The sequence below is a fragment of the Halovulum sp. GXIMD14794 genome (assembly GCF_054457455.1).
Genome location: NZ_JBTLNF010000003.1, coordinates 782,975 through 809,139, shown reverse-complemented (window position 1 = coordinate 809,139; position 26,165 = coordinate 782,975). Strand labels below are relative to the sequence as shown.

29 protein-coding genes are annotated in these 26,165 nt (G+C 67.0%); 7 read left to right on the top strand and 22 right to left on the bottom strand.

All coding sequences use genetic code 11. From position 1 onward, the window contains the following. Positions 1 to 16: 16 nt before the first annotated feature. The gene (locus ACW9UR_RS06115) at positions 17 to 655 is read left to right on the top strand and encodes a PAS domain-containing protein (protein ID WP_458916045.1); all 639 of its coding nucleotides are present in this window, start codon (positions 17 to 19) and stop codon (positions 653 to 655) included. A gap of 70 nt (positions 656 to 725) precedes the next feature. On the opposite strand, the gene serB is transcribed toward ACW9UR_RS06115, so the two are convergent. Together serB and ACW9UR_RS06105 are read right to left on the bottom strand one after the other, a co-directional pair. Then, on the bottom strand, positions 726 to 1,580 hold the full coding sequence (gene serB, locus ACW9UR_RS06110; protein ID WP_458916044.1) for a phosphoserine phosphatase SerB: 855 nt from the start codon (positions 1,578 to 1,580) through the stop codon (positions 726 to 728). Between the two features lie 65 nt (positions 1,581 to 1,645). Continuing rightward, entirely contained in the window at positions 1,646 to 3,016 is a 1,371-nt protein-coding gene (locus tag ACW9UR_RS06105; RefSeq protein ID WP_458916043.1) for a class II 3-deoxy-7-phosphoheptulonate synthase, read from the bottom strand. A gap of 178 nt (positions 3,017 to 3,194) precedes the next feature. Here ACW9UR_RS06105 and ACW9UR_RS06100 point away from each other — a divergent pair, with 178 nt between their 5' ends. Together ACW9UR_RS06100 and ACW9UR_RS06095 are read left to right on the top strand one after the other, a co-directional pair. Then, the gene (locus ACW9UR_RS06100; protein WP_458916042.1) at positions 3,195 to 4,166 is read left to right on the top strand and encodes a GlxA family transcriptional regulator; all 972 of its coding nucleotides are present in this window, start codon (positions 3,195 to 3,197) and stop codon (positions 4,164 to 4,166) included. Positions 4,167 to 4,285: 119 nt separating this feature from the next. After that, positions 4,286 to 4,618 (top strand): GYD domain-containing protein, encoded by a 333-nt coding sequence (locus ACW9UR_RS06095; protein WP_458916041.1) that lies wholly within the window; start codon positions 4,286 to 4,288, stop codon positions 4,616 to 4,618. 19 nt (positions 4,619 to 4,637) lie between these two features. Here the strand turns inward: ACW9UR_RS06095 and ACW9UR_RS06090 are convergent, their stop codons facing one another. Further along, the gene (locus ACW9UR_RS06090) at positions 4,638 to 5,288 is read right to left on the bottom strand and encodes a hypothetical protein (protein WP_458916040.1); all 651 of its coding nucleotides are present in this window, start codon (positions 5,286 to 5,288) and stop codon (positions 4,638 to 4,640) included. Between the two features lie 96 nt (positions 5,289 to 5,384). Between ACW9UR_RS06090 and ACW9UR_RS06085 the strand changes: the two genes are divergently transcribed. Genes ACW9UR_RS06085 through ACW9UR_RS06075 form a run of 3 tightly spaced genes read left to right on the top strand, consistent with a single transcriptional unit; the run spans position 5,385 to position 7,708 of the window. Beyond that, positions 5,385 to 6,131 (top strand): endonuclease/exonuclease/phosphatase family protein, encoded by a 747-nt coding sequence (locus ACW9UR_RS06085; RefSeq protein WP_458916039.1) that lies wholly within the window; start codon positions 5,385 to 5,387, stop codon positions 6,129 to 6,131. 22 nt (positions 6,132 to 6,153) lie between these two features. Further along, entirely contained in the window at positions 6,154 to 7,323 is a 1,170-nt protein-coding gene (locus ACW9UR_RS06080; protein WP_458916038.1) for an acetyl-CoA C-acyltransferase, read from the top strand. Position 7,324: 1 nt separating this feature from the next. Next, the gene (locus tag ACW9UR_RS06075) at positions 7,325 to 7,708 is read left to right on the top strand and encodes a rhodanese-like domain-containing protein (protein ID WP_458916037.1); all 384 of its coding nucleotides are present in this window, start codon (positions 7,325 to 7,327) and stop codon (positions 7,706 to 7,708) included. A gap of 15 nt (positions 7,709 to 7,723) precedes the next feature. Here ACW9UR_RS06075 and ACW9UR_RS06070 read toward each other — a convergent pair whose 3' ends face one another. From ACW9UR_RS06070 to ACW9UR_RS06015, 12 genes are all read right to left on the bottom strand, one after another. Beyond that, entirely contained in the window at positions 7,724 to 8,644 is a 921-nt protein-coding gene (locus ACW9UR_RS06070) for a dihydrodipicolinate synthase family protein (protein WP_458916035.1), read from the bottom strand. An 85-nt stretch (positions 8,645 to 8,729) separates the two neighbouring features. After that, entirely contained in the window at positions 8,730 to 10,220 is a 1,491-nt protein-coding gene (locus tag ACW9UR_RS06065) for a GMC oxidoreductase (protein ID WP_458916034.1), read from the bottom strand. Further along, entirely contained in the window at positions 10,217 to 10,366 is a 150-nt protein-coding gene (locus tag ACW9UR_RS06060; RefSeq protein WP_458916033.1) for a hypothetical protein, read from the bottom strand. Before ACW9UR_RS06060 ends, ACW9UR_RS06065 begins: the two co-directional genes overlap by 4 nt. Beyond that, positions 10,363 to 11,193 carry a TolB family protein gene (locus ACW9UR_RS06055; protein WP_458916032.1) on the bottom strand — a complete coding sequence of 277 codons (831 nt, stop codon included), beginning with the start codon at positions 11,191 to 11,193 and terminating at the stop codon, positions 10,363 to 10,365. Before ACW9UR_RS06055 ends, ACW9UR_RS06060 begins: the two co-directional genes overlap by 4 nt. Then, positions 11,190 to 12,791: a glycoside hydrolase family 43 protein gene (locus ACW9UR_RS06050; RefSeq protein WP_458916031.1), complete on the bottom strand. Its 1,602-nt coding sequence runs from the start codon at positions 12,789 to 12,791 to the stop codon at positions 11,190 to 11,192. The genes ACW9UR_RS06055 and ACW9UR_RS06050 overlap by 4 nt, the downstream gene beginning before the upstream one ends. Continuing rightward, on the bottom strand, positions 12,788 to 13,837 hold the full coding sequence (mgrA, locus tag ACW9UR_RS06045) for an L-glyceraldehyde 3-phosphate reductase (protein WP_458916030.1): 1,050 nt from the start codon (positions 13,835 to 13,837) through the stop codon (positions 12,788 to 12,790). Before mgrA ends, ACW9UR_RS06050 begins: the two co-directional genes overlap by 4 nt. 64 nt (positions 13,838 to 13,901) lie before the next feature. Continuing rightward, positions 13,902 to 15,035, bottom strand: coding sequence for a Gfo/Idh/MocA family protein (locus ACW9UR_RS06040; protein WP_458916029.1), 1,134 nt, complete (start codon positions 15,033 to 15,035; stop codon positions 13,902 to 13,904). Between the two features lie 3 nt (positions 15,036 to 15,038). Beyond that, a complete protein-coding gene (locus ACW9UR_RS06035) occupies positions 15,039 to 15,803 on the bottom strand; it encodes a sugar phosphate isomerase/epimerase family protein (protein ID WP_458916028.1) in 765 nt (254 codons plus the stop codon). A 72-nt stretch (positions 15,804 to 15,875) separates the two neighbouring features. Continuing rightward, the gene (locus tag ACW9UR_RS06030; protein WP_458916027.1) at positions 15,876 to 16,955 is read right to left on the bottom strand and encodes an ABC transporter ATP-binding protein; all 1,080 of its coding nucleotides are present in this window, start codon (positions 16,953 to 16,955) and stop codon (positions 15,876 to 15,878) included. A gap of 4 nt (positions 16,956 to 16,959) precedes the next feature. Beyond that, complete coding sequence (locus ACW9UR_RS06025) at positions 16,960 to 17,901, bottom strand: carbohydrate ABC transporter permease (RefSeq protein WP_458916026.1); 942 nt, start codon at positions 17,899 to 17,901, stop codon at positions 16,960 to 16,962. Next, complete coding sequence (locus tag ACW9UR_RS06020; RefSeq protein ID WP_458916025.1) at positions 17,894 to 18,787, bottom strand: carbohydrate ABC transporter permease; 894 nt, start codon at positions 18,785 to 18,787, stop codon at positions 17,894 to 17,896. Before ACW9UR_RS06020 ends, ACW9UR_RS06025 begins: the two co-directional genes overlap by 8 nt. Positions 18,788 to 18,873: 86 nt before the next feature. Continuing rightward, positions 18,874 to 20,106 carry an ABC transporter substrate-binding protein gene (locus ACW9UR_RS06015; protein WP_458916024.1) on the bottom strand — a complete coding sequence of 411 codons (1,233 nt, stop codon included), beginning with the start codon at positions 20,104 to 20,106 and terminating at the stop codon, positions 18,874 to 18,876. Positions 20,107 to 20,403: 297 nt separating this feature from the next. Here ACW9UR_RS06015 and ACW9UR_RS06010 point away from each other — a divergent pair, with 297 nt between their 5' ends. Continuing rightward, entirely contained in the window at positions 20,404 to 21,441 is a 1,038-nt protein-coding gene (locus ACW9UR_RS06010; protein WP_458916023.1) for a LacI family transcriptional regulator, read from the top strand. 225 nt (positions 21,442 to 21,666) lie between these two features. On the opposite strand, the gene ureG is transcribed toward ACW9UR_RS06010, so the two are convergent. The 7 genes from ureG to ACW9UR_RS05975 form a co-directional block, all read right to left on the bottom strand. Beyond that, positions 21,667 to 22,290, bottom strand: a complete 624-nt coding sequence (gene ureG / locus ACW9UR_RS06005) for an urease accessory protein UreG (protein WP_458916022.1) — start codon at positions 22,288 to 22,290, stop codon at positions 21,667 to 21,669. Further along, complete coding sequence (locus ACW9UR_RS06000) at positions 22,287 to 22,925, bottom strand: urease accessory protein UreF (RefSeq protein WP_458916021.1); 639 nt, start codon at positions 22,923 to 22,925, stop codon at positions 22,287 to 22,289. Before ACW9UR_RS06000 ends, ureG begins: the two co-directional genes overlap by 4 nt. Continuing rightward, positions 22,918 to 23,199, bottom strand: coding sequence for a YrhK family protein (locus tag ACW9UR_RS05995; RefSeq protein ID WP_458916020.1), 282 nt, complete (start codon positions 23,197 to 23,199; stop codon positions 22,918 to 22,920). Before ACW9UR_RS05995 ends, ACW9UR_RS06000 begins: the two co-directional genes overlap by 8 nt. Before the next feature lie 3 nt (positions 23,200 to 23,202). After that, positions 23,203 to 23,694, bottom strand: coding sequence for an urease accessory protein UreE (ureE, locus tag ACW9UR_RS05990; protein ID WP_458916019.1), 492 nt, complete (start codon positions 23,692 to 23,694; stop codon positions 23,203 to 23,205). A gap of 37 nt (positions 23,695 to 23,731) precedes the next feature. Next, positions 23,732 to 23,974, bottom strand: a complete 243-nt coding sequence (locus ACW9UR_RS05985) for a DUF1127 domain-containing protein (protein WP_458916018.1) — start codon at positions 23,972 to 23,974, stop codon at positions 23,732 to 23,734. 138 nt (positions 23,975 to 24,112) lie between these two features. Continuing rightward, positions 24,113 to 25,825, bottom strand: a complete 1,713-nt coding sequence (gene ureC / locus ACW9UR_RS05980) for an urease subunit alpha (protein ID WP_458916017.1) — start codon at positions 25,823 to 25,825, stop codon at positions 24,113 to 24,115. A gap of 9 nt (positions 25,826 to 25,834) precedes the next feature. After that, the gene (locus ACW9UR_RS05975) at positions 25,835 to 26,164 is read right to left on the bottom strand and encodes an antifreeze protein (protein ID WP_458916016.1); all 330 of its coding nucleotides are present in this window, start codon (positions 26,162 to 26,164) and stop codon (positions 25,835 to 25,837) included. Position 26,165 lies beyond the last annotated feature (1 nt).

Sequence of the window (26,165 nt, the reverse complement as noted above, 5' to 3'; positions counted from 1 at the left end):
TGGCAAATAGAGAAAAATGAATACTGACGCGCTTACAAGGCTTCGGGCCTATTGGGAGGAACTGCGCGGGGATCGGCAGGCGCCGTTTCGGTCGGAGCTGGACCCGCGCCGGTTCGAGGACGTGCTCGAACACATGTTCATCCTCGAACAGCTGGGTCCGGATCAGATCCGGGTGCGGCTGGGGGGTCTTGGCCTCTGCGAGATGATGGGCATGGAGGTGCGTGGCATGCCCCCCGAGGCGATGATAGACGCGCCGCACCGCGAGGCCTTTCGCGGCCACCTGCTGTCGGTGCTGTCCGCTCCGGCGGTGGCAGAGCTGGACCTGCTGGCCGCGGACGCGCGTGGTCGGCCGATGCGCGGCCAGATGTTGCTGCTGCCGCTGCGCAGCGATTTCGGCGAGGTCACCCGCATCCTTGGCTGCGCGGTGACCGAGCGGACGCCCGTGCGCACCCCGGTCAATTTCGGCATCGAAGCACACCGTCTTACCACCGTGCGCGGCGAGATGGACGGTCTCGGCGTCGATGGTCAGCCGGGGTTCGCCGAACCGATGCCGGGGTTCACGGCCGCGCCGCCGGTACGCGAGATCGTGGACAATCCCGCGCCGCTGGTCAGCCAGCCGCGAAGGGGACATCTGAAGGTGGTGCCCAACGATTGATGCCCTGCCCGGCCCCGCCGCCGGACGCCTCCGGCGGGAGTATTTCGGGGATGAAGAAAGCGGGCGCGCTTTAGGGTTTCAGGCCCTGCAAGGCGAGGATCGCGGTCAGGTCGGAATGGTCGAGCACCGCGTCGGCCTCGGCTCGAAGCGCGGGCTTGGCGCGATAGGCGACGCCGAGGCCGGCCATCCGGATCATCGCGAGGTCGTTCGCGCCGTCACCGACGGCGACAGCCGCCTCGGGGGTTACGGCCAGTTCCGTGCAGATCGCCCTCAGCGCCTCGGCCTTCGCCTCGCGACCCAGGATCGGGCGCGCGACGGTGCCGGTGAGACGACCATCCTGCTCTTCCAGCGTGTTCGCCTGGTTGCTGGCGAAGCCTGCCGCCGCCGCGACGCGCACTGTGAAGAAGGTGAACCCGCCCGAAACCAGCGCGGTGCGCGCGCCGGCAGCGTTCATCGCCTGCACGAGTTCGCGCGCACCGGGGTTCAGGCGCACCCGCTCGTCGTAGCATTGCTGCAGCGCATCGGTGGAGAGGTCCTTGAGCAGGCCGACGCGGGCGTCGATCGCCTGTTCGAAATCAAGCTCGCCCTGCATGGCACGCTCGGTGATCTCAGCGACCTGGGGTTTCACACCGGCGAAATCGGCCAGCTCGTCGATGCATTCGACGCCGATGATGGTGCTGTCCATGTCTGCGATCAGGATCCGCTTGGCGCGGCCCTCGGCGGGCACGAGGTTCACGTCGAGGCTCAGGCCCGCACGCAGCGCTTCAAGGTCCGGCGCGGCGCCGGCGGGCAGCACCACTTCGGCGGCGGTTTCGCCCAGCGGCTTCAGCGTCGCGGGATCGGCGCCGAGCCGGGTCAGCGCGGTGTCGACATCAGCGCGGGGCAGCGTACCGGCAGCGGTGAGGACGGCGATTTTCTGGGTCATGAAGGGCATCCGCTAAGAAAAAGGGCGCCCGGTTCGGGGCGCCCCTGGATTTGAGACCGGCCGGATCAGACCGCGGCGCGCTGCGCCTCGCGGCGCTGGTGCAGTTCCTCGGAAACGAGGAAGGCCAGTTCAAGCGACTGGGACGCATTCAGGCGCGGATCGCAGGCGGTGTGGTAGCGGTCCGAGAGATCCTCGTCCGCCACGGCGCGCACGCCGCCGGTGCACTCGGTCACGTCCTTGCCGGTCATCTCGAAATGTACGCCACCCGGGTAGGTTCCCTCGGCGCCGTGGATCTGGAAGAACTCGCGGACCTCGCGGAGCACACGCTCGAACGGACGGGTCTTGTAGCCCGACTCGGACTTGATCGTGTTGCCGTGCATCGGATCGCAGGACCAGACGACCTTGGCACCCTCGCGCTCGACGGCGCGGATCAGGCGCGGCAGGTGCTCGCCCACGTTGCCGGCGCCGAAGCGCGCGATCAGGGTCAGGCGCCCGGCCTCGTTGTGCGGGTTCAGCGTGTCGATCAGGCGAAGCAGGTCATCCTCGGAGATCGAGGGGCCGCATTTCAGGCCGATCGGGTTCTGCACGCCGCGGCAGAACTCGACATGCGCACCGTCGGGCTGACGGGTGCGGTCGCCGATCCAGATCATGTGCCCCGAGCCCGCCACCGGCAGGCCCGTGGTCGAATCGGTGCGGCAGAGCGCCTCTTCGTACTCGAGCAGCAGTGCCTCGTGGCTGGTGTAGAAATCCACCCGGTGCAGGCTGTCGACGGTATCGCCGGTGACGCCCGCGGCCTGCATGAACTCCAGGCTCTCGTGGATGCGGTTGGCGAGCGCGTGGTACTTCTCGTAGCCCGGCGCGTCCTGGGTGAAGCCCAGGGTCCAGCTGTGCACACGTGCGATGTCGGCGAAACCGCCCTGGCTGAACGCGCGCAGCAGGTTCAGCGACGCTGCTGCCTGGGTGTAGGCCTGCAGCATCCGGCTCGGATCGGGAATCCGCGACTCGGGCGTGAAGCCGATGTCGTTGATGATGTCGCCGCGGTAGCTGGGCAGCTCGACGCCGTTCTTCGCCTCGGTCGGGGCCGAGCGCGGCTTGGCGAACTGACCGGCCATGCGGCCGATCTTCACCACCGGCAGCTTGGCGCCGAAGGTCAGCACCACGGCCATCTGCAGCATCACCTTGTAGGTGTCGCGGATCAGGTCGGCCGAGAACTCCTCGAAGCTTTCGGCGCAGTCGCCGCCCTGCAGCAGGAAGGCCTGCCCGTTCGCCACTTCGGCCAGTTCGGCGCGCAGCTTGCGGGCCTCGCCCGCAAAGACCAGGGGCGGATAGCTTGCAAGGCGCTGCTCGACCATCCGAAGCGCATCGGCGTCGGTATAGTCGGGCATCTGGATCCGCTCTTTCGTGCGCCAGCCGCTCTTGGACCATGCTTGGGTCATGATCTCGCTCCCCGAGTCAGAATGAAAGTTGCGGGAAGCACGTATAGGGAATGCTCAGGGGATTGACCAGCACGTGCGGACATTTTGCGCGCGATTCGCCTATCGCGTGTCCCTTTCCCGCTTGACGCCCCCTTCGGAAGGTTTTTCCAATGGGGTCTGAACCGGCGTGAGGCACAGCATGAACGACCCCGAAGAGCGCCCGAAGCCGTATGTCTTCCTGTTGCTGGAGCAGTTCACCCTGCTTGCCTTCGCCAGCGCGCTGGAGCCCCTGCGGCTGGCGAACTGGGTCTCGAAGGCGCCGCTCTACGAGTGGCGCGTGGTTGCTGAGAACGGGGAACCGGTGCTGTGCTCGGCGGGAATGGCGATTCATCCGAACGCGGGGCTCGAGGAACTGCCGCGCGATGCGACGGTGATCGTGGTCGGCGGCGTCGACGTGAAGCGCGCGGTCACCGGTCCGGTGCTGAACTGGCTACGACGCGAGAGCCGCCGGGGCGCGACCGTGGGTGCGATCTGCACAGGGGCGCAGGCGCTGGCCATGGCCGGGCTGCTGGAGGGCAAGCGCGCGACGATCCACTGGGACAACCGCGACAGCTTCGCCGAGGAGTTCCCCGAGGTCGAGCTGACGCAGAATGTCTTTGTGATCGACGGCAACCGGATCACCGCCTCGGGCGGGACCACGCCGAGCGACCTGATGCTGCGACTGATCGCCAAGGACCACGGCACGCCGCTGGCGAATGCGGTGGCGGACCAGATGATCCACACTTCGATCCGCTCCGAAAAGGATGAGCAGCGCCTGTCGATCCCGACCCGGATCGGCGTGCGGCACCCGAAGCTCTCGACCGTCATCGAGGCGATGGAGAAGAACATCGAGGAGCCGGTCTCGCCCTCGGTGCTGGCCGCCGACGTGGGCATGTCCACACGGCAGCTGGAGCGGCTGTTCCGGCGCTATCTCAACCGCAGCCCGAAGCGCTACTACATGGAGTTGCGGCTGAACCGGGCGCGGAACCTGCTGCTGCAGACCGACATGAGCGTGATCAACGTGGCGCTCGCCTGCGGCTTCGCCTCGCCCTCGCATTTCTCGAAATGCTACCGGGCGCAGTTCGGCACCACCCCCTACCGCGAGCGCGGCGCACAGGCAGAACCGGTCTAGCGGGCGGTTTCCACCCCATAAATTCACGTTTCATGATATGATTGAGACCCATGCCCGGACCGTCCGCGCGTGGATCAAGTGCGTTCATCGAAAGCGTAACAAGTACACGGGGGAGTGAAATGCCTTTCTACATGTTCACGGGTCGCTACTCGATCGACTCGATCAAGGCCATGGTCGACAACCCTCAGGACCGCGAAGCCGCGGCAAGAAAGGTGGTCGAGGCTGGTGGCGGCAAGCTGCACAACCTGTTCTTCTGCTTCGGCGAGAACGATTTCCTGGCACTGGTAGAAGCGCCGGATGACACCGCCATGGGCGGGATCGCCCTTGCCGTGGGCGCCTCGGGGGCGCTGTCCGGTGGGGCCACCACCAAGCTGATGACCTCTGCCGAGGCGATGAAGGCCATGAAGGCGGCGGGTACTGCCGCGAAGAGCTATTCGGCGCCCGCAGGCTGAGCGACGCGGCGGCGCGGTCTCAGCGCCCGCGCCGCCGGATCCGCGCCTTGCGATAGAGCACACGGTTCTTTTCGACAAAGTCCGCGATCAGACCGGCGGTCAGGAACTGCCGACCCTTGAGATAGAGCAGCCCCGAAGCCGCGCCGATCGCCGCCCCAAGCGTGTCGACGATCAGATCTCCCATCGTGTCCTTGAGACCGGATTTCTGCATGTTCGTGCCGAAAAACTGGTCGACGGTGTACTCGAAGATCTCCCACAGGGCGCCGATGCTCAGGCCGAAGCTGAACGCGATCACGGCGAGCGCGGGTGCTGGCGCGGCGAAATGATCGCCCTCGAACAGCATGAAGGCGAAGAGGAAGCCGACCATGCCGAAACCGACCGCTGACAGTCCGTGGAGTGCGATGTCCCACCACCAGACTTTCTCATAGAAATCAAACATCTCACCCATGAAGATCGAGCCGAACACGAAGCCTGCTATGGCGACCACGAAGGGGATCGGCACACGCAGGCCGAGGCCCTCGGCGGCCAGGATCGGCGCGACGGCGAGGGCCATCGTCACCAGCGAGACGAAGAGCAGCGACCAGCGCCCGGACAGGGCCGAGGCGATGGCGGCCGCCACAAAGGCGGCAATGGCGATCTGAGCCAGGCGGCGGCGCGGCAGAAGGCGCATGAAAGTCTCCGGTTCGCGGATCGATACGGGCGGTCGCTTCGGGCGGTCGGCCGCGCATCGGCGTGAAATGCGCGGGAACCTCCCCATATCTAGGGCATGGAACGAACGCCGGACAGTCCCGCGCGGTTGCGCGTGGCGAGCTACAACATGCGCAAGGGCATCGGCCTCGACCGCCGCAGGCGGCCGGCGCGGTCGCTCGACGTGATCGCCGCGCTCGAGGCGGACGTGGTCGCGGTGCAGGAGGCCGACCGCCGGCTCGGCCCGCGCCGCGCCGCCCTGACGCCGGAGATGATCGCGGAGGGCAGCGACCTTGCGCCGGTGAGCGTGGCGCGAAACGAGGTGAGCCTGGGCTTTCACGGCAATGCGCTGCTGTTGCGCAAGGGGCTGGAGGCGACCTCGGTGCGGGGTCTCGACCTGCCGGGTCTGGAGCCGCGCGGCGCAGTAATCGCCGATATCGACGGCCCGGTGCCGTTCATCGTCGTGGCCGTGCACCTCGGGCTGCGGCGGCGCGACCGGCGGCAGCAACTAGCGGCAATCCTGGCGGAGCTGGCCGCGCGCCCTGCCCGCCCGGTGCTGTGGCTTGGGGACTTCAACGAATGGTCGCCAACCTCGGGCCTCGAAGCACTGACCGAGGGGCACGCGGTCCACAGCCCCGGGCTCAGCTTCCACGCCGCCCGGCCGGTCGCGGCGCTCGACCGGATCGCCACCAGCAACGGTATCGAACTGACCGATGCGGGCGTCGAGCAGGGTAAACTGGCGCGGATCGCCTCGGACCACCTGCCGATCTGGGCCGACCTGGAATTGCCCGCTATCCCGCTCCCCCCTGCCGGTGCTAGCACTTAGGCAAGGCTCAGGGGAGGAACACATGAGCGATCCCGTCGTCATCGCCGGTGCTGCGCGCACGCCCATCGGCGGCTTCCAGGGCGCGCTGTCGCCGCTGAGCGCGGCCGAGCTGGGCGGGCACGCCATCGCCGGCGCGCTCGAGCGCGCCGGGGTTGAAGCCTCGTCGGTGGACGAGCTGCTGATGGGCTGCGTGCTGCCCGCCGGTCAGGGCCAGGCCCCCGCACGGCAGGCCGGGTTCGCGGCGGGTCTTGGCGAGGACGTGCCCGCCACGACCGTCAACAAGATGTGCGGCTCGGGCATGAAGACGGTGATGATGGCGCATGACCAGCTGGCCCTCGGGACCAGCGACATGATCGTCGCGGGCGGAATGGAGAGCATGACCAACGCCCCTTACCTGCTGCCCCAGATGCGCGGCGGCGCGCGCATGGGGCATGGCGCGGCGGTCGATCACATGTTCCTCGACGGTCTGGAGGACGCCTATGACAGGGGCCGCCTGATGGGCACCTTCGCCGAGGATTGCGCCGAGAAGTACCAGTTCAGCCGCGAGGCGCAGGACGAGTTTGCCCTCGGCTCGCTGCGGGCCGCGCTGGATGCGGACGCGGGCGACGAGATTGCGCCGATCACGGTGAAGACCCGCAAGACCGAGGCGGTGGTATCGACGGACGAGCAGCCCGCCAATGCCCGCCCCGAGAAGATCCCGACGCTGCGCCCCGCCTTTCGCGAGGGCGGCACGGTGACGGCGGCCAACTCCAGCTCGATCTCGGACGGCGCGGCGGCGCTGGTGCTGTGCCGCGAGAGCGTCGCGAAGGCGCACGGGCTGACGCTGCTGGCGCGGGTACTGGGCCATGCCAGTCACGCGCAGGCCCCGGGCTGGTTCACGACGGCGCCGGTGCCCGCCGCGCGCAAGCTGATGGACCGGCTGGGCTGGCAGGTGGCCGACGTGGACCTGTGGGAAGTCAACGAGGCATTCGCGGTGGTCCCGATGGCCTTCATGCGGGAGCTTGGCGTACCGCGCGAGCGTTTGAATGTTCGCGGCGGCGCCTGCGCTCTGGGCCACCCCATCGGCGCGTCCGGCGCCCGGATCCTCGTGACGCTGCTGGCGGCGCTGAGGAAACAGGACAAGGAACGCGGGCTGGCCGCGATCTGCATCGGCGGCGGTGAGGGCACCGCCATAGCCATCGAAAGGATCTGAGATGAAATCGGTCAAGGACATGGTCGCCGAAGCGAACCTGGAGGTCGATCACATGCCCGCCGCCGAGGCCAAGGCGTTGCATGGGCAGGAAGCGGTGACCTTCGTGGACCTGCGCGACGTGCGCGAGTTGCAGCGGGACGGGATGATCCCGGGCGCCTTCCACTGCCCGCGCGGTATGCTGGAGTTCTGGATCGACCCCGAAAGCCCCTATGCCAAACCGCAGTTTCAGGCCGAGGGGCGCTTCGTATTCTACTGCGCCTCGGGCTGGCGCTCGGCGCTGGCAGCAAAGGCGGCCAAGGATATGGGACTGCAGGGCGTCGCGCATATCCACGACGGCTTCAAGGGCTGGAAGGAAGCGAACGGCCCGGTCGCCCCGAAGGACTGACCGGGCCGCGCGGGTTCACTTGCCCCAGGTCAGCGCCAGCGGGTTCACCTCGCGCGCCAGTTCCAGCAGCTCCTCGCGCTGTGCCGGGTGCATGGGCCGCGTCGGGTGGCGCACGGCGTCCGAGCCGATCACGCCGCCCTCTTTCATCACCACCTTGCACGACCGCCAGCCGCACTGGCGGTTCTCGTAGTTGATGAGCGGCAGCAGGTCCCGGTAGATCGCCTTGGCGGTCTCGCGGTCGCCGGACAGGTGCGCGGTGACGGCGGGCTTGATCAGGTCCGGCAGCGTGGCCGAGGTCATGGTGCCGGTCGCGCCCGCGTCCATGTCGGCGATCAGGGTGATCGCCTCTTCGCCATCGAATGGGCCTTCGATGGCGTCGCCCCCGGCCTCGATCAGCGCGCGGAGCTTGGCTGCCGTCTGCGGCGTCTCGATCTTGAAGAGCTTAACCTGTTCGATCTCGCGGGCCATGCGGACCAGGAAGGGGATCGACAGGGTGGTGCCGGACATCGGCGCGTCCTGGATCATGATCGGGATGCCGCCAGCGCGGCCGGCCCGCTCGAAATGCTCGAAGATGCCCTGTTCGTCGGCGCGCAGGATCGCGCCGTGATAGGGCGGCATCATCATGACCATCGCCGCGCCCATCGCCGCCGCCTCGCGGGCGCGGTCCTCGACGACGTGGGTGGCGAAATGGCTGATGGTGACGATTACCGGCACCCGGCCCGCCGCCTGTTCCAGGCTGACGCGGGTCAATTGCGCGCGTTCCTCGTCCGACAGCAGAAATTGTTCCGAGAAGTTGGCGAGGATGCAGATCCCGTCGACGCCCTGGTCCACCATGCAGTCGATCACGCGGCGCATGCCGTCCAGATCCACGGTGCCGTCGTCGTGGAAAGGCGTGGGCGCGACCGGCCAGATGCCGGAATAGGGGCGGGTCGTCATGGGGATCCTCCATCAGTCTTTTGAGCGGTCAAACCGCATCGACTGCCTAGCGCATGCGCCCGGGCCTGTCGCCCGGTTTCTGCGCTCAGCCGCGCCGGGCGCTCAGGTGATCCGCGAGGCGCAGCGACAGCTGGACGATCGTGTAGGTCGGGTTGGAGTGCCCGCCTGTCGCGAAGACGCTCGAGCCGCCGATGAACAGGTTTTCGGTCCCGTGCACGCAGCAATCGGCATCGACCACGCCGTGGCGCGGATCCTCGGCCATGCGGGTGGCGCACATGTGGTGCTTGCCGCCAACCTCGTCCGCATCGAGATCTGGCCAAGGCGCATCGTCGCTCAGCACCCAGTCGCGCAGCCGCAGGCGGCCCCGGTCCTGCTCGGCCATGTGCAGGGCGAACGCCAGCGCGGCGTTGCGCATGGACTGCCGGTCCTGCGCGGTCAGGGTCCAGTTGAGGTGCGTTCGGGAAAGGCCCAGCGCGTCGCGCTCGTCCGTGAGCGTAATCCGGCTGTCCGGGTTCAGCGCCTGTTCCTGCGCGATGCGCACCGTCGCCGTCGGGCAGGCGTTCGCGCGGGCGCGGCGCAGCAGCCCGTCGTGCAGGGGCGAGTCCGCCGGGATCGCCGAGATCAGGCTGGCGGGCAGCACGGCATCGCAATCCGCGATGGCCTCGCGCGGGGGCGCGCCGGGCGGGTTGAAATGCGACGGCTCGAGCCGCAGACCGAAATTGAGGGTTTGCGCGGCTTCGGCGAAACCGGGGGTGGGGCGATAGAACTCCAGGTCGTCGATCCCCTGCCCCAAAAGCGCGTCGGCGACGGTGAAATGCGGGTGTTCGCAGAAATAGCGCCCGAGGTTGTCGGTCCTGTTGCCGATGCCGTCCGGCAGCTGCGAGCGGAAGTTGAGCAGCAGCCGCGCATTCTCGATTCCGCCGGTGCAGAGGCAAAAGGTCCGTGCGCGGATCGCGAAGCCCGGATCGCCCTCGGCATAGCCCCGGAAGCGCGCTTCGGTGATGCGGGTCAGGCTCTCGTCCAGCCGCAGATCCACGAGGTTGGCGTTCAGCACGCAGGTCAGTGTCGGCAGGGTTTCGAGCGCGTCGCGGTACTTGTCGGCGAAACGTGTCGGGGGCGAGTAGCGCATGGTGAACCGGCGGAAGCGCGGTTCCTCCTGCACCAAAGGCGGAAGCACGGGAAGCGGGTTCAGATCGAGGATCGCCTCGGTCTCGGCCACGTAAGGATCGAGGTCGGCTTTCGAGATCGGCCAGCCCGACAGCGCGACATGCGGGCGTGCCGTGAAGTCCATCGCGTCGAGCGCACGGCTCCATCCGGCCCAGTGGTTGGAGCTGCCGCCCAGCAGGCGCAGCCGTGGCTCGTCCAGTGGCCAGTAGTCGAGGCCGGTGACCTGCCCCTTGTAGAGGTCCTGGCTGCGGTGTTCGTAGTCCTCGCCGCCGCCCTCCATCAGCGCAACGCTCGCGCCGGCTTCGGCCAGCTTGCGGGCGATGGTGATCCCGGCGGGCCCGGTGCCGATCACGCAAATGTCGAAGGCGCGGTCCAGCCCGTCGCGCGATGTCTCGGCGTCGATGATCATTTCGGGGCGTCGGTTCCCAGTAGCACCCAGCCGTTCACGATCTGCGGGGCGGGAACCGGCTTGCCGGACGCAGGTTTGGCGGGTGTGGGCAGGACAAGCGCGGCGGCGGTCAGCGCCAATGCTTCGCGCCGGGTGGTGGTGGTCATGCGTCCCTCTCGTAGCTGGCGAAGGCGAAGCGGCGGCTGTCGGGGGCCCAACAGGGCACGTTGATCGTCCCCTGTCCGCCGAAGAGCTGCAAGAGCGTGCGCGGCTCTCCGCCGCCTGCGGGTATCAGGCGCAGCTCCACGTCGAGGTCCGCCGGGTGCCCCTCGGTCCCCGGTGGGTACGAGAGGTACAAGACGTGCTGGCCGTCGGGCGAGGGATGCGGGAACCAGTTGACCCGCTCGTCATGGGTCATGCGCTCGGGCGTACCGCCGCTCGTGGGCACGCGGTAAAGCTGGGCTGGGCCCGGCTTGTCGGCATTGAACCAGATCCACTGCCCGTCGGGCGTGTAGTCCGGCCCGTCGCAATGGCCCATGTCGTGGGTCAGCCGGGTTTCCGCGCCGCCCTCGGTGGGCATGGTGAAGATATCGAAGGCGCCCTCGCGCATGGCGCAATAGGTCAGCGTCTTTCCGTCCGGCGACCAGCCGTGAAAGTAGGATGGCACGTCCGGCGTCAGGCGAACCGGGGTGCCGCCGGTCATGGGCAGCGTGTAGATGCAGGACTTGCCGGTCTCGACCTTGTCGGTGATGGCCAGCACCTTGCCGTCCGGGGACGGCCCGTGGTCGTTGTTGCAGGCAATGGCGAACCCGGTCTCGACCGGGTGCAACGCGGGCGCGGTCAGCGGCAGGGTCCAGATCCGCCCACCCGCATTGACGATAAGCCTGTCGCCCGAAGGGTGCCAGTTCGGCGCCTCGACATGGGTGTTGGAGATCAGCAGAGTGCGCGCCCTGCCCTCCTCGAGATCGAAGATCCGGATCCGGCTGCGAGTCATGGCTCCTCCGGCATGTAGTCGAAGCGCGAGAACTCCGCGCCCAGCGCCGCGCCGGTCAGATCGAAGGCCGCTATGCCGCAGAAAGCGCCGGTGAACGACGCATGCTCGCCCCGCCCGCCCTCGTCAGATATCACGCTGGCGTCAAGCACCGGGCCGATGAGCTGCCACTCGGCCCCGGTACGCCAGAGGAACTGCAAATCGGCGCCGCTCACCTGCATCGCCAGTTCCACCGCGCCCTCAGCTGGCAGTGGCACAGGGGCGTCAAGCGGCCATGTCAGCCGTTCGAGCGGCCAGTCGCCGGGGCAGGACATGATTGTGAGCGCCCGGCCCATCTCCGGCTCCCATGTCACGGCGAGAAAGTGGAACTTGTGTCGGTTGTAGTAGTGCACGAGGCCGGCGGCCTGCTGGTAGGTGCGCGGCGCAACGCTGAGCTCGGTCTCGGCGCGGAAGGCGTGATGCTCCTGCCGGCGGGCGACGAGGGCCTGCTCGAACCAGCTTCCGATGCTCTCGCGCCCATGCAGGCGCAGGGCGTCGCCGGTCAGCGAGAAGATCCGCCCGGGCTCGGGGGTGCGGAGCCACTGGAACTCGGGCGGCAGGCTGGCGCCGCCGAAGCGGCGGTGGACGGGCTGCGGCGGTGCGGGCGCGACATCGGGCGTCACCGGCACGTCCACCCGCGGCACCGGGTCGCCGTGGGCGAGGTAAAGCCAGCCGTCGTCGCGCCATTCGCATTTCTGAATCGCCGTCTCGCGTCCCAGCGGCGAGAGCCGGGTGCCCGGCAGAGGGCGCGAGCAGAGGTGCGTGTGGTAGACCGCGCCGTCCGGCATCTCGACGATCTGGCCGTGACCAGCGCGCTGCAGCGGCGCGTCGGGGGCGTCCTTGGCGGTGATCAGGTGGGTGTCCGGGTGCAACTCGTACGGGCCGCCTATATCGCGCGAGCGGGCCATCGTGACCGCGTGGCTGTAACCGGTGCCGCCCTCGGCCACGGTCAGGTAGTACCAGCCGTCCCGCTTGTGCAGATGCGGGCCCTCCTCGAGCCCCAGCTCGCTGCCCTGGAAGATATTGCGCACCTCGCCCATCAGACCCTTCTCGGGATGCCATTCCTGCAGCAGGATACCATCGAAGGCGGAACTGCGCGCCTGTTGCCGCGCAGCAGTGCTGCGGTGGTTCCAGCGCATGTTCAGAAACCATTTGCGCCCGTCGTCGTCATGGAACAGCGACGGATCGAACCCGGAGGAGTTGACGTAGACGGGATCGGACCACGGCCCCTCGATAGAGGGCGCGGTGACGATGTAGTTGTGCGCGTCCTTGAAGCTGCCCTCGAGCCGCTTGACGTCGGTGTAGACCAGCCAGAACAGCCCGTCGGCATAGCTGAGGCACGGCGCCCAGATCCCGCAGCTGTCGGGATTGCCGCGCATGTCCAGTTGCGCGGCCCGGTTCAGGGGCCGCGCGGCGAGCGTCCAGTTCACCATATCGCGAGAGCGGTGGATCTGGACGCCCGGATACCACTCGAAAGTCGAGGTGGCGATGAAGACCTCCTCCCCTGCCCGGCAGATCGAAGGATCGGGATTGAAACCGGGCAGGATCGGATTTCGGATCATCGTTGAGCGGCGCCTTCCTTGGTGCCCGAGGACTGGGCCCAGAGATTGATGTTCTCCTGGTCGGAATGGCGGTCGATCTCGGCCAGTTCCTCGGCGGTGAACTCGAGGTTCTTCACCGCGCCGACGCAATCCTCGACCTGGCTGGCCTTCGAGGCGCCGATCAGCGCCGTTGTGATCCCTTCCTCGCGGAGCACCCAGGCGATGGCCATCTGCGCCAGCGTCTGGCCGCGCCGTTCGGCGATGGCGTTGAGGGCGCGGATGTTCTCGATCGCGCGGTCGGTCAGCATCTCCTGCCGAAGCGATTTGCCCTGCGTGACCCGGCTGCCTTCGGGGATCCCGCCGAGGTACTTGTTGGTCAGCATGCCCTGCGCCAGCGGCGTGTAAGCGATGGAGCCGACGCCCAGTTCCTTGAGCGTGTCCTTCAACCCGTCACGTTCGACCCAGCGGTTGAGCATGTTGTAGGACGGCTGGTGGATCAGGCAGGGCGTGCCGAGATCCTTGAGGATCGACACCGCGGCGCGGGTGTCCTTCGAGTTGTAGGACGATATCCCGACATAGAGCGCCCGGCCAGAACGGACGATGTGATCGAGCGCGGCCATGGTCTCTTCCAGCGGCGTGTCCGGGTCGAAGCGGTGCGAGTAGAAGATGTCGACATAGTCGACGCCCATGCGCTTGAGGCTCTGATCGCAGGACGAGATCAGGTACTTGCGGCTGCCCCACTCGCCATAGGGGCCGTCCCACATCCGATAACCCGCCTTGGACGAGATCACCATCTGGTCACGCAGGCCGGCGAAGTCGGTCTTCAGGATCTCGCCGAACGCTTCTTCGGCGCTGCCCGGAGGCGGGCCGTAGTTGTTGGCCAGGTCGAAATGCGTGATGCCGTTGTCGAAGGCCGTGCGCAGGATGTCCCGCTTGGTCTGGTGCGGCGTGTCTTGACCGAAATTGTGCCACAGCCCCAGCGAGATCGCGGGCAGTTTCAGGCCCGAGCGACCGCAGTGGCGGTAGACCATGCGCTCGTAGCGGTCTTCGGCAGGAACATAGGTCATGGAAGTCTCCGAATTTGGTGCCCGGCGATACCTAGCGCCGCCGGGCAGCCCTGTCACCCGGTCGCTAGCGCAGAAGTGCGCGCGCTGCGTCCGGGTCCAGCGGCTCGGGGCGCGTGCAGGTGGTGCCGACATCGACGAAGCTGCCGCTTTCGCCCGAAGCGAGGATCGAGGTCATCACGTCGAGCCCGTGGAGGGTGCGCTCCAGCGAGCAGCGCGGGTCGCGGTTCTCGAGGATCGCCAGCGCCATGTCGGCCAGGCCAGCCGTGCGGTAATTCGCCTGCGGTTTCGTGTGCCGGTCGTCATTGGGTTTCGAGAACGGGTGATCCCACTCGTTCACCGGGGCGATCTTGCCGTCGCGGCCCGCCATCTCGACCGTGCCGCCGAAGAAGTTCGGGTCGGGCACGAAAAGCGAGCCTTCGGTGCCGTAAAGTTCCATCGGGGCGTGCCGGTGTGCCCAGATGTCCCAGCTTGCGGACAGTGTGATGGTCGCGCCGTTCTCGAACTGCAAGAGCGCGTGGATGTTGGTGGGCGTTCCGACCGGTATCTCCTCGCCCTTGCGCGGCTCGGACAGGATCGTGCGCGTTGGCGTTGCCGAGGAAGACAACGCCGCGACCTTCGCCACCGGCCCGACCAGGTTGATCAGGTTGGCGACATAGTACGGGCCGACGTCCAGGACCGGGCCTGCGCCGGGCTGGAAGAAGAAGTCCGGGTTCGGGTGCCAGTGCTCCATGCCGTGCGACATGACATGCGCGGTGCCGGCGGTGATCCGGCCAACGTCACCGTCGTCGATCAGCTTGCGCGCCAACTGGTGCGACCCGCCCAGGATCGTGTCGGGCGCGCAGCCGACGGTCAGGTTCCGCGCCGCCGCCGCGTCGCGCATCTTGATGCCGTCGGCGACGCTCAGCGCCAGCGGCTTTTCGGAATAGACGTGCTTGCCCGCCTCGATCGCGGCCATCGAGACCGGGAAATGCGCGTCGGGAATGGTCAGGTTCACGACCACGTCGATTTCGGGGCTGGAGAGCAGCTCGTCCATCCCCAGCGCCTTGACCTTGAACTTGTCGGCCTGCGCGCGGGCGACGTCCATGTTGAGGTCGGTCACCGCCCGTACCTCGAGACCGCGGAAGAGCGGCGCGAGGGTCAGGTAGGCGGTCGAAATATTGCCGCAGCCAATGATGCCGACGCCGAGATCCTTCGTCATCGCTCAGGCCCCCATGATCTTCGAGATCGCATCGAACGACCGCCTGGCGAAACGCTCGGGATCGCTCGGCTTGTCGTGCTCGGCCACCCACAGCTTGACGCCCTTGCCCTTCAGCGCGGCGACGAGGCCGGCCCAGTCCACGGTGCCGTGCCCGACATCGGCCCAGCCGTCCTCGTCGGTGCACTCGCCCTCAGGCGCGATGTCCTTGACGTGGACCGCCGTGATCCGGTCGCCGTGCTTCTCGATCCAGTCCAGCGGGTCGGCGCCGCCGCGGATGATCCAGGCGATGTCGGCCTCCCATTCGAGACCGGGTCCGCCTGCTAGGATATGCTCCATAGGGGTGGAGCCGTCATCGAGTGCGGCAAACTCGAAGTCGTGGTTGTGCCAGCCGAAGGTATAGCCCGCGTCGCGGATCGGTTTGCCCGCCTTTTCGAGCCGCTCGCCGAAGGCGCGCCAGCCGGCGGCGTCCGAAGCCCGGTCCTCGGGACCGATGTGCGGGCAGAAGACGCGCTCGATTCCGACCATCGAGGCGATCTCGCACACCCGATCCGGCTGGGTCTCGAGCATGTCGAGGCTGAAATGGCCCGAAGGCATCTTCAGCCCGGTCTGCGCCAGGGCGGCCTGAAGCTCCTGCACCTTGGCGGCGTCGGCATAGAGCGCGCCGTAGCCCTCGACCTGGGTGTAGCCGGCGGCCGCGAGCATCTGGAGCGTGGCGGCAAGGTCGGGCGCGGTGCGGGCGCTGTAGAGCTGGAAGGAAATGTCGGTCATGTCGAAACTCCGTTCTCGGCAGGGTTCGGCCCCGGCATCGGGCCGGGGCGTCGTTTCGGAAAGTGCGGGCGGTCAGAAACGCTGTTCGCTTTCGCGGTCGAACAGCGAGGCCTTTGTCATGTCGAAGCTCAGCGAAACCGCGTCTTTCGGGGACAGCCCGTGCCCCGGAGCGGTGCGCGCGGAAACGGTCTGCCCGCCGAGGTTCATCCATACAAGACTGTCCGAGCCCATCGGCTCGTCGATATCCACGGTGGCGGGCAGGCCCCCTGCCTCCTTCGGCGAGATCACCACATGCTCGGGGCGAACACCAAGGATCACCGGGCGGCCATCGGCAGCGGGGATCTCGCCGTCATAGCCCGCAAGCGGCACGGTCAACTCACCGATGCGGACGGCGGGCGCGCCCTCGGTCGTGGTCACGTGACCTTCGAGGAAGCTCATCGAAGGCGAGCCGATGAAGCCCGCGACGAACAGGTTCGTGGGCTTGTTGTAGACGGTCGCCGGGTCGGCAAGCTGCTGGATCACGCCGCCGCGCATGACGGCGATGCGGTCGGCCAGAGTCAGCGCCTCGATCTGGTCGTGGGTGACGTAGACCATCGTGTTGCCCAACTGGTGATGCAGGCGCTTGATCTCCACCCGCAACTCGCTGCGCAGCTTGGCGTCGAGGTTCGACAGCGGCTCGTCGAAGAGGAACACGTCCACATCGCGCACCAGCGCCCGGCCGATGGCGACGCGCTGGCGCTGACCGCCGGACAACGCCGCCGGGCGGCGATCCAGCAGCGGCTCGATCTGAAGGATCTTTGCCGCACGTGCGACGCGTTCCTCGATCTCGGCCTTGGGCATGCCCTGGTTCTTCAGGCCGAACGACAGGTTCCCGCGCACGCTCATCTGCGGATAGAGCGCGTAGGACTGGAACACCATGCCGATGCCACGGTCCTTGGGCTCTTCCCAGGTGACGTTGTTGCCGCCGATGTGGATCTGCCCCTCGGTCACGTCCAGCAGGCCCGCGATGCAGTTCAGCAGCGTGGACTTGCCGCAGCCCGACGGCCCCAGCAGAACGATGAACTCGCCCTCGGCAATGTCGAGGTTCAGCTGCCGCAGAACCTTCACCGCGCCGAAGCTGAGCCCGAGGTCCTTGATCTCGATGGTTGCCATTCGCTTATCCCTTCACGGCGCCGGCGGCGATGCCACGGACGAACAGCTTGCCCGAGAAGAAGTAGACGATCAGCGGCACCAGACCCGTCAGGATCGTGGCGGCCATGTTGACGTTGTACTCCTTCACGCCCTGCACCGAGTTGACGATGTTGTTGAGCTGCACGGTCATCGGATAGACGTCGGGCTTGGTGTAGACGACGCCGAACAGGAAGTCGTTCCAGATGCCCGTCACCTGAAGAATGATCGCCACGACGAAGATCGGCAGCGACATTGGCAGCATGATGCGGAAGTAGATCCCCCAGAACCCGGCGCCGTCGACGCGGGCGGCCTTGAACAGCTCTTCGGGGACCGAGGTGAAATAGTTGCGGAACAGCAGCGTCAGGATCGGCATGCCGAAGATCGAGTGCACGATCACCAGCCCGGCCAGGCTGCCGTAGAGGCCGATTTCCCGCAGCAGGATCACGATCGGGTAGATCATCACCTGGTAAGGGATGAACGCGCCGATGATCAGGATGGTGAAGAACACGTCCGCGCCCTTGAAGCGCCAGTTCGCCAACGCATAGCCGTTGACGCTTGCGATGGCGATCGACAGCACCACGGAGGGGATCAGGATCCGGACCGAGTTCCAGAAGCCGCGGCTCAGCCCGTCGCAGTTGAGGCCCGTGCAGGCCTCGGACCAGGCTTTCACCCAGGGCTGAAAGGTGACCTCCACCGGCGGCGAGAAGATGTTGCCAAGGCGGATTTCCGGCATGCCCTTCAGAGAAGTCACGACCATCACGTAAAGCGGCAGCAGGTAGTAGAGCGCGATGACGATCAGCGTGCCGTAAAGGATGATGTTCCGGCGCGAGAGCGTGCGGCGGGGCTTTGGCCCGGACGGTCCGCTGAGCTGCCCGGCGACAGCATCCGCCCCCGCCACGGCCGAGGCCAGCGTCTGGGGATTAGCCATGCTTCTTGCCTCCGAATTCGAGGTAGGCCCAGGGGATCACGATGATCACCACCGTTACCAGCATCATGGTCGACGCGGCGAACCCCTGCCCGAGGTTCTGCGCCTGGAACATGAGGTCATAGACGTACTTGGCCGGCACCTCGGATGCGATGCCCGGTCCACCCCCGGTCTGCGCGACAATCAGATCGTAGAGCTTCACGATGCCGGTCGCGATGATCACCAGCGTGGTGATGAAGACCGGGCGCATCATCGGGATGACGACGAACAGATAGGTCTTCCACATCGGGATGCCCTCGACGCGGGTGGCTTTCCAGATGTCCTCGTCGATGCCGCGCAGACCGGCGAGCATCAGGCACATGACGAGCCCGGTGCCTTGCCAGAGACCGGCGATCAGCACGCCGTAAATCACGATGGAGCTGTCGTAGAGCGGATCGAAGGTGAAATTCTCCCACCCGAGACCGCGCACGATGTTCTGCACGCCGAAGTCCGGGTTCAGGATCCACTGCCAGACGAGCCCCGTGACGATGAAGCTAAGGGCGAACGGGTAGAGGAAGATGGTCCGGAACGTGTCCTCGAACCGGATTTTCTGGTCCAGAAGCGCGGCCAAAAGGAAGCCGATGAGCAGGCTGAAGACCAGCGAGAGAATGCCGTAGATCGCCAGGTTCTCGATCGATATCAGCCAGCGGCGCGTGTCCCACAGCCGCTCGTACTGGTCGAGCCCGACGAAGTTCGCACGCGGCAGCAGTTTCGAGTCGGTGAACGAATAGACCACGGTCCAGACCGAGCACCCGACGAAGACCACCACGGCGGTCAGGATCATCGGGATCGCGGCGATCTTGGCCGAGAGGTTCCGGAACAGCTGGTTCGGGCGCTTGTCTGTCGACATGCGTCTGCCTGTGATTGGGGCCGCAGAGGCGGGACGCCGGGGTCAGACCCGGCGCCCCCTGCGGCGGTCGTGGAAGGTCGGCCGCCTCAGCTGGCGTCCTCGATCAGCCCGGCGAAGATCTCCTGCGCCTCTTCCGGGCTGAGGTTCGGGTCGTTGAAGAACTCGACGAACAGATCGTTGATCTGGTTCAGCGAGTCCGGCGACACCAGCTGGTCGGGCGACTGGATCGTGTTGCCCTCGGCCAGGATGTCGAGACCCTTCTTCATGCAGTCGTTGGCGGCCGCGAGGTCCACATCACCCCGTACCGGCAGCGAGCCCTTCTTGAGGTTGAAGGCGACCTGCGTCTCGGGCGACATCATCACGCTCGCCAGATCCTCCTGCGCCTTGGTGATGTCGGCATCGTCAACCTTCGGGAAATAGAAGGCGTCGCCGCCGGTCATGATGACCTCGTTCACGCCAAGACCCGGGAGGCAGGTGTAGTCGGTGCCAGCGACCTCGCCGGCGACCTGGAATTCGCCCTGCGCCCAGTCACCCATGATCTGCCCGGCGGCCTGATCGGTAATCACCAGGTTGGTCGCCTGGTTCCAGTCCTGCACGTTCGAGCCGTCCGACATCTCGCGGGCGGTCGCGGCAGCCTGGAAGACCTCGGCCATCTCGGCGCCGGCGGCGAACTCGGCGTCCTTGTCGCCAAAGACCTTGGTATAGCCGTCGGGGCCGAGGATCGCGGTCAGGATGACCTGGAAGGCCAGCGTGGTCTGCCAGGGCTGCTGCCCCATTGCCAGCGGCAGGATGCCTGCCTCGCGCAGTGCGGGTGCGGCCGAAACATACTCGTCCCAATTGGTCGGCACGGCGACGCCGGCTTTCTCGAAGGCGGCGTTCGAAAGCCACAGCCACTGCTGCGAGTGAATGTTCACCGGCACGCAGTAGATCTTGCCGTCGAGCGTACAGCTGTCCAGCAGCGAGGGCGGGTTGACCAGATCCTTCCAGCCCTCGGCCTCGGCTAGGTCGGTCAGGTCTCGCATCAGCCCGGCCTCGACCAGTTCCTGCGCCTGAAGTCCGTGGTTGAACTGGGTAGCGCCCATCGGATCACCGCCGGTGATGCGGCTGATCATGATCGGGCGCGCGGTGCCGCCCGACCCGGCGATGGCGCCATCGACCCACTTGTGGCCGCTTGCGTCGAAGGCCTTGGCGAATTCGGCGACCGCCGCCGCCTCGCCGCCCGAGGTCCACCAGTGCGTGACCTCGAGATCGGTGGCGGATGCCGTTGCCGGTACAAGCGCGGATGCGGCCATAAGGGCCGTTCTGAGTGCGCGCGTCATTGAGTCCTCCCTGAACTATAACGTTGCAGTAAGAGGCTAAGCGAAACTCCGTTGCCTTGGCAACAGATTCGGCAACCGAGGCGGGAGGTCGCGCAAATCCCTTCGCTACTGCAGCGCAAATCATTGTACTTGTTTGTTTTTGCTAGTGTGCCGCGCAGCATACCCCGGCATGGCATAACTTTCCGGCAAATCAGCTGGCCCCGTGACCTACTTCTGCAACGTTTCAGCTTTTCCTTTCGCTACCCCCAGTGCTAAGCTCGGATGCAGGATCAATCCAGACCCGGACCAGGCCCGACCGTGCCAACCAAGGACGACACCGCGACCACTCCACCGGCCGCCGCACCGCGCGCGGCGAACGGACGGCCGACCCTCAAGACCATCGCCTACATGACCGGGCTTGGGGTCACGACGGTCTCTCGCGCGCTGAAGGATGCGCCGGATATCGGCGAGGCCACGAAAGAGCGTGTCCGCCTGGTCGCGCGGCAGATCGGCTATCGCCCGAACCGTGCGGGCGTGCGCCTGCGAACGGGCAAGACCAATGTCATCAGCCTCGTGCTCTCGGTCGAGACCGAGGTGCTGGGCCTGACTTCGCGCCTGATCTACGGCATCTCGGAGTATCTGGCTCACACGCCCTATCACCTGGTGGTGACGCCCTATGCGCAAGGCTCGGACCCGCTGGAGCCGGTGCGCTACATCGTCGAAACCGGCTCGGCGGACGGGGTGATCTTCAGCCGGATCGAGCCGCGCGATCCCCGCATCCAGTATCTGCACGAGCACGGCCTGCCCTTCGCGACGCACGGCCGGTCGGACATGGGGCTCGAACATCCCTGGTTCGACTTCGACAACCGCGCCTATGGGGTGCGCGCGGTCGAAAAACTTGCCGCGCGCGGACGCAAGCGGCTGGCGCTATTGGGCCCGCCGGCCCACCTGACCTATGCGACGCATATGCGCGATGGCTTTACCGAGACACTGGAGCGGCTGGACCTGACCGAGGTTCCTCTGAGCGCGATCGACACCGACAGCGCCGACGAGGGCATCGCCGCCGAGATCCGCCGTCTGATGACCGGGCGCACCCCGCCCGACGGGCTGATCTGCGGCAGCGCCGCCTCGACCATCAACGCGGTCTGGGCCGCCGAGGCGACGGGACTTAAGATCGGCCGCGACCTCGACGTCGTGGGCAAGGAATCGTTCGGGGTCCTGCCAAAGCTGCGCCCCGAGATCATCACCATCCAGGAAGACTTCGGCGCCGCCGGAAATGCGTTGGCCGAAGCGATTGTAAAGGCGATCGACGGGGTCGAGGCACACAACCTGCAAACCCTGATCGGTCCCGCCTGACGGTCCAGCGCCCCGCCCGGGGGGCCGGGTCGGGGCGCTTTCTCCATCCACGGCCATCGGCGCTCCCGCCTGTACCGCGTGGCCAATCTGGGCGCAAAAAGCTTTCTTCATCCTTAAAATACTCCCGCCGGAGGCGAGAAAGTCGCCGCGCCAGAGATTTGTGCCTCCGGCGGGAGTATTTCGGGGATGAAGAAACCGCGGCCCGATGCGGGTGGCGCCCCTCGGTCAGGCGGCGGCGAGGCCGCCCATCCGTTCGAGGAAGTTGACGATCTCGTCGACGCCGCGGCCCTCGCGCAGGTCGGCGAAGACCACTGGGCGCGCGCCGCGCTGGGCGGCGGCGTCGTGGGCCATCACCTCGGTCGAGACGCCCACATGCGACGCCAGCCCGGTCTTGTTGACGATCAGCAGGTCCGAGCGGGTGATCCCCGGCCCGCCCTTGCGCGGGATTTCCTCGCCCATGCAGACGTCGATCATGTAGATCGTCAGGTCGGCCAGTTCCGGGCTGAATGTCGCGGCCAGGTTGTCGCCCCCGGATTCGATGAAGATCAGGTCGAGGTCGGGGAATGTCTCGGACAGGTCCGCGACGGCGGCCAGGTTGATCGAGGCATCCTCGCGGATCGCCGTGTGCGGGCAGCCGCCGGTTTCGACGCCACGGATCCGCTCGGACGGGAGCGCCTGGCTGCGCACCAGCGCGTCGGCATCCTCGCGCGTGTAGATGTCGTTGGTGATCACCGCCAGCGACCAGCGGTCGCGCATCGCCTTGCAGAGCCGGTCCGTCAGGGTCGTCTTGCCGGCCCCAACCGGGCCGCCGATGCCCACGCGCAGGGGGCCGTTGGTGGTCGTCGTCATGTCCGGAATAGCCTCACGGTCTTGGTTTCGTGTCGCATCGCGCAAAGGTCCGCTGCAGGGGTGAAGCCGCCCAGATCCTCCGGGTCGGCCTCCAGCGCCTCAACGGCGGTCGCGTCGATGATCGGGAACAGCGCCGCCAGCACCGCTTGCCCTTCGGTCTGGCCCAAGGGAACCAGTCTGACGGCGGCGGAGACGATATTGGCGGCGAAAGCATGCAGGTAGGCAGCGACCGTGTCGGGCAGCGGCAGGTCCAGCGCGGCCGAGGCCGCGCCGACGGCGACCGGAAAGGCCAGCGGTGCCGGGTCCGTTCCGTGGACTGCTGCCGTCACCCGCACGAAGGCAGCGCCTTGCGCCATGGTCTCGGTGTGCCGTTCAAGGCTTGGCGCCAGCGCCTCGGCAAGGGCCGAAAGCTCGGCGGCGGTGTCGGGAGCGCGGTACGCTCGTGCCAGCAGGATCGCGTCAGTTCGCCCGGTCCCGTGGCGCAGAACATCGGTCAGCCAGGTGGTGAGTTCATCGGCGCAGCTGACCGCGCCCTCGTCGATCGCGCTCTCCAGCCCGTGCGAGTACGCGAAGCTTCCCAGCGGATACGCGGGCGAGAACAGCGAGAGCAGCAGGTGACGCGCGCGGCTATCCACGTTCCCGCTCCGCCAGTTTCTCGATCTCGCCCATCCGCCAGTAACGCCATTCGCGCGCCAGCCGGATGCTGGGCTTGAGCGCGAAGCAGATCGAGCCGATCAGGAACAGCCATGTCGCCGCAAAGGTCGTCGCCTCGGAGAAGAACAGTATCGAGCCGACCACGAAGCAGATCGCGGCGGCGAAATCCACGACCGTGAACCAAAGCTCATAGACTGCGTAGATGCGTTCGTGCTCGTCGCTGCGGGAGCGGTTGCCGGGGTGAAAGAAGCGCATGGCTCAGCCCCCGTGTGTATGGTGATCGTGCGAATGCCCGTGATGGTGCCCGTGGTCGTGCCCGTGCGTGCGCCCATGCCCGTAGGCGCCGCCCTCGGGCGTGAACGGACCGCGGAAATGGCGCACCTCGCAGCCGAGGCCTTCAAGCATTTCTGCAATGACATGATCATGGCGCAGCACCAGCCGGTCGGCGTGCACGGCGCAGGGCAGATGGCGGTTGCCGACATGCCAGGCGGTGCGCAGCAGGTGCAGCGGGTCGCGGGCGCGGACCTCCATCAGGTCCTCGTCGGCGGCGCGGACGCCGATCAGCCGGCCGTCCGTCAGTTGCAGGGCCTGCCCGGCCGCCAGCTCGGTGGCGCGGGGCAGGTCCAGCAGGAACTCCAGCCCTCCGTCCGTGGTCAGGGCCACGCGGCGGCGGAAGCGGTCGTCATGGTCCAGCGTCACGCTGTCGAAACAGCCGGCGTCGCTGTCCAGCACTTCGGTTGCCCGGATCATTGCGCAGCCCCCTGAAGGACCACCGGGCGGGACGTCCTCAGACGTGCAGGCGGTCGCGGAAAACGTGGCGCACGATGTCTTCGCGGCGCAGGCCCAGCTCGGCCAGTTCCTCGTCGTTCATCGCCTGCAGACGCTCGAGTTCCTGCATGCGACCGGCAGCATTGCCGATCTCGACCAGGGTGACGAACACGCCATTGGCGGCCCAGGCAACACCCGCGCCGATGCGCGAAAGGACGGTCGAAAGCTGCGACGGAGCAGCATGGGTTTGGGTCATCGGCATTGGAAACCTCCTTCGTTTCAAGCTCTTTCCTTGACCCAGAAGATGGTCCGTTGTGCAGTGCAGCGCAATCCATCCAAAGTGCAAAGCCGTTGTGTGCTGAGGGAATAGCAGGGCTGTGAGCCACGGGCATGACGGACCTCAGAACAGGAAGTAGCGCTGGGCGAGTGGCAGCACCTCGGCGGGCTCGCAGGTCAGCAGCTCGCCATTTGCGCGGACCTCGTAGGTCTCGGGGTCGACCTCGACCTTGGGCATGGCGTCGTTCAGCTTCATTGCCGCCTTGCCGATGCCGCCACGGGTGTTGCTGACCGCGACCGTCTGCTTGGAAAGGCCCAGCTTGGCGCCGATCCCGGCCGCCTGCGCCGCGCCCGAGACGAACTGCACCGCCCCTGCCCCGACGCTACCGCCGAAGGCTCCGAACATCGGCCGGGTATAGACCGGCTGCGGCGTCGGGATCGAGGCGTTGGGATCGCCCATCTGCGCGCAGGCGATCGTGCCGCCAACCAGCACCATTTCCGGCTTGGCGCCGAAGAAGGCGGGGTTCCACAGCACCAGGTCCGCGCGCTTGCCGACCTCGATCGAACCGATCTCGGACGACATTCCATGCGCAATGGCCGGGTTGATCGTGTACTTGGCGATGTAGCGGCGGACGCGCAGGTTGTCGTTATCGCCGGTCTCGTCGGGAAGGCGTCCGCGCTGCTTCTTCATCTTGTCGGCGGTCTGCCAGGTGCGGATGATGACCTCGCCCACTCGGCCCATCGCCTGGCTGTCCGACGCGATGATCGAGAACGCGCCCATGTCGTGCAGGATATCCTCGGCGGCGATGGTCTCGCGCCGGATGCGGCTTTCGGCGAAGGCCACGTCCTCGGGGATCGCCTTGTCCAGGTGATGGCACACCATCAGCATGTCGAGATGTTCCTCGAGCGTGTTGACCGTGTAGGGCCGGGTCGGGTTGGTCGAGGACGGGATCACGTTCGGCTCGCCGCAGACCTTGATGATATCTGGGGCGTGACCGCCGCCCGCGCCTTCGGTGTGGAACGCGTGGATCGTGCGGCCCTTCATTGCGGCGACGGTGTTCTCGACGAACCCGGATTCGTTCAGCGTGTCGGTGTGGATCATCACCTGCACGTCCATGTCATCTGCGACGCTGAGGCAGCAGTCGATGGCGCCGGGCGTCGTGCCCCAGTCCTCGTGCAGCTTCATCGCGCAGGCACCGGCCTCGACCATCTCGACCAGCGCGCCGGGGGTCGAGGCATTGCCCTTGCCCGACAGGCCGAAGTTGATCGGGAACGCGTCGAGCGCCTGGAGCATCCGCCCGATATGCCACGGCCCCGGTGTACAGGTCGTGGCCAGCGTGCCGTGCGCGGGACCGGTGCCGCCGCCCAGCATGGTCGTCAGGCCCGAATGCAGTGCATCCTCGATCTGCTGCGGGCAGATGAAGTGGATGTGGCTGTCGAAGCCCCCGGCGGTCAGGATCCGCCCCTCGCCCGCGATCGCCTCGGTGCCGGGGCCGACGATGATGTCGACACCCGGCTGCGTGTCCGGGTTGCCCGCCTTGCCGATAGCGGCGATACGGCCGTCCCTGAGGCCCACGTCGGCCTTGTAGATGCCGGTCCAGTCGACGATCAGCGCATTGGTGATCACGGTATCGACGGCGCCTTCGGCCCGGCTGGCCTGGCTCTGGCCCATCCCGTCGCGGATCACCTTGCCGCCGCCGAACTTCACCTCTTCGCCGTAGGTGGTCAGATCGCGCTCGACCTCAATGATCAGGTCGGTGTCGGCCAGTCGCACGCGGTCCCCGGTGGTGGGGCCGTACATGTCGGCATAGGCGGCGCGGGAAATCGTTGCGGGCATGTCTGGCTCCTAGTGTTTTGGGAAGGGCCGCGTTCCGGCGCGGCCCAGCCGGCGGACGTTCGGCGCCGTCTTCTGGCGCAGCGGCTTGATCGCGGCGCGCATGACCGCATCCGGAGACGCGCCCTTGCCGGTCGCGGTGGCGGTCGCGATCCACATCCGGGTGAAGGCGGCCTGTTTCTCGGTAATCATGCGCAGGTTCTCGGACGGCTTCACGGCCCAGATCCCGGCCATGCCGAGCATCCTCATGCCGATGACCATCTGCGCCTCGCCCATCAGGCGGGCCATGTCCCAACCGGCGCGCATCATGCCCATCGGGTCTGCTTGTTTCGGTCGGCGCATC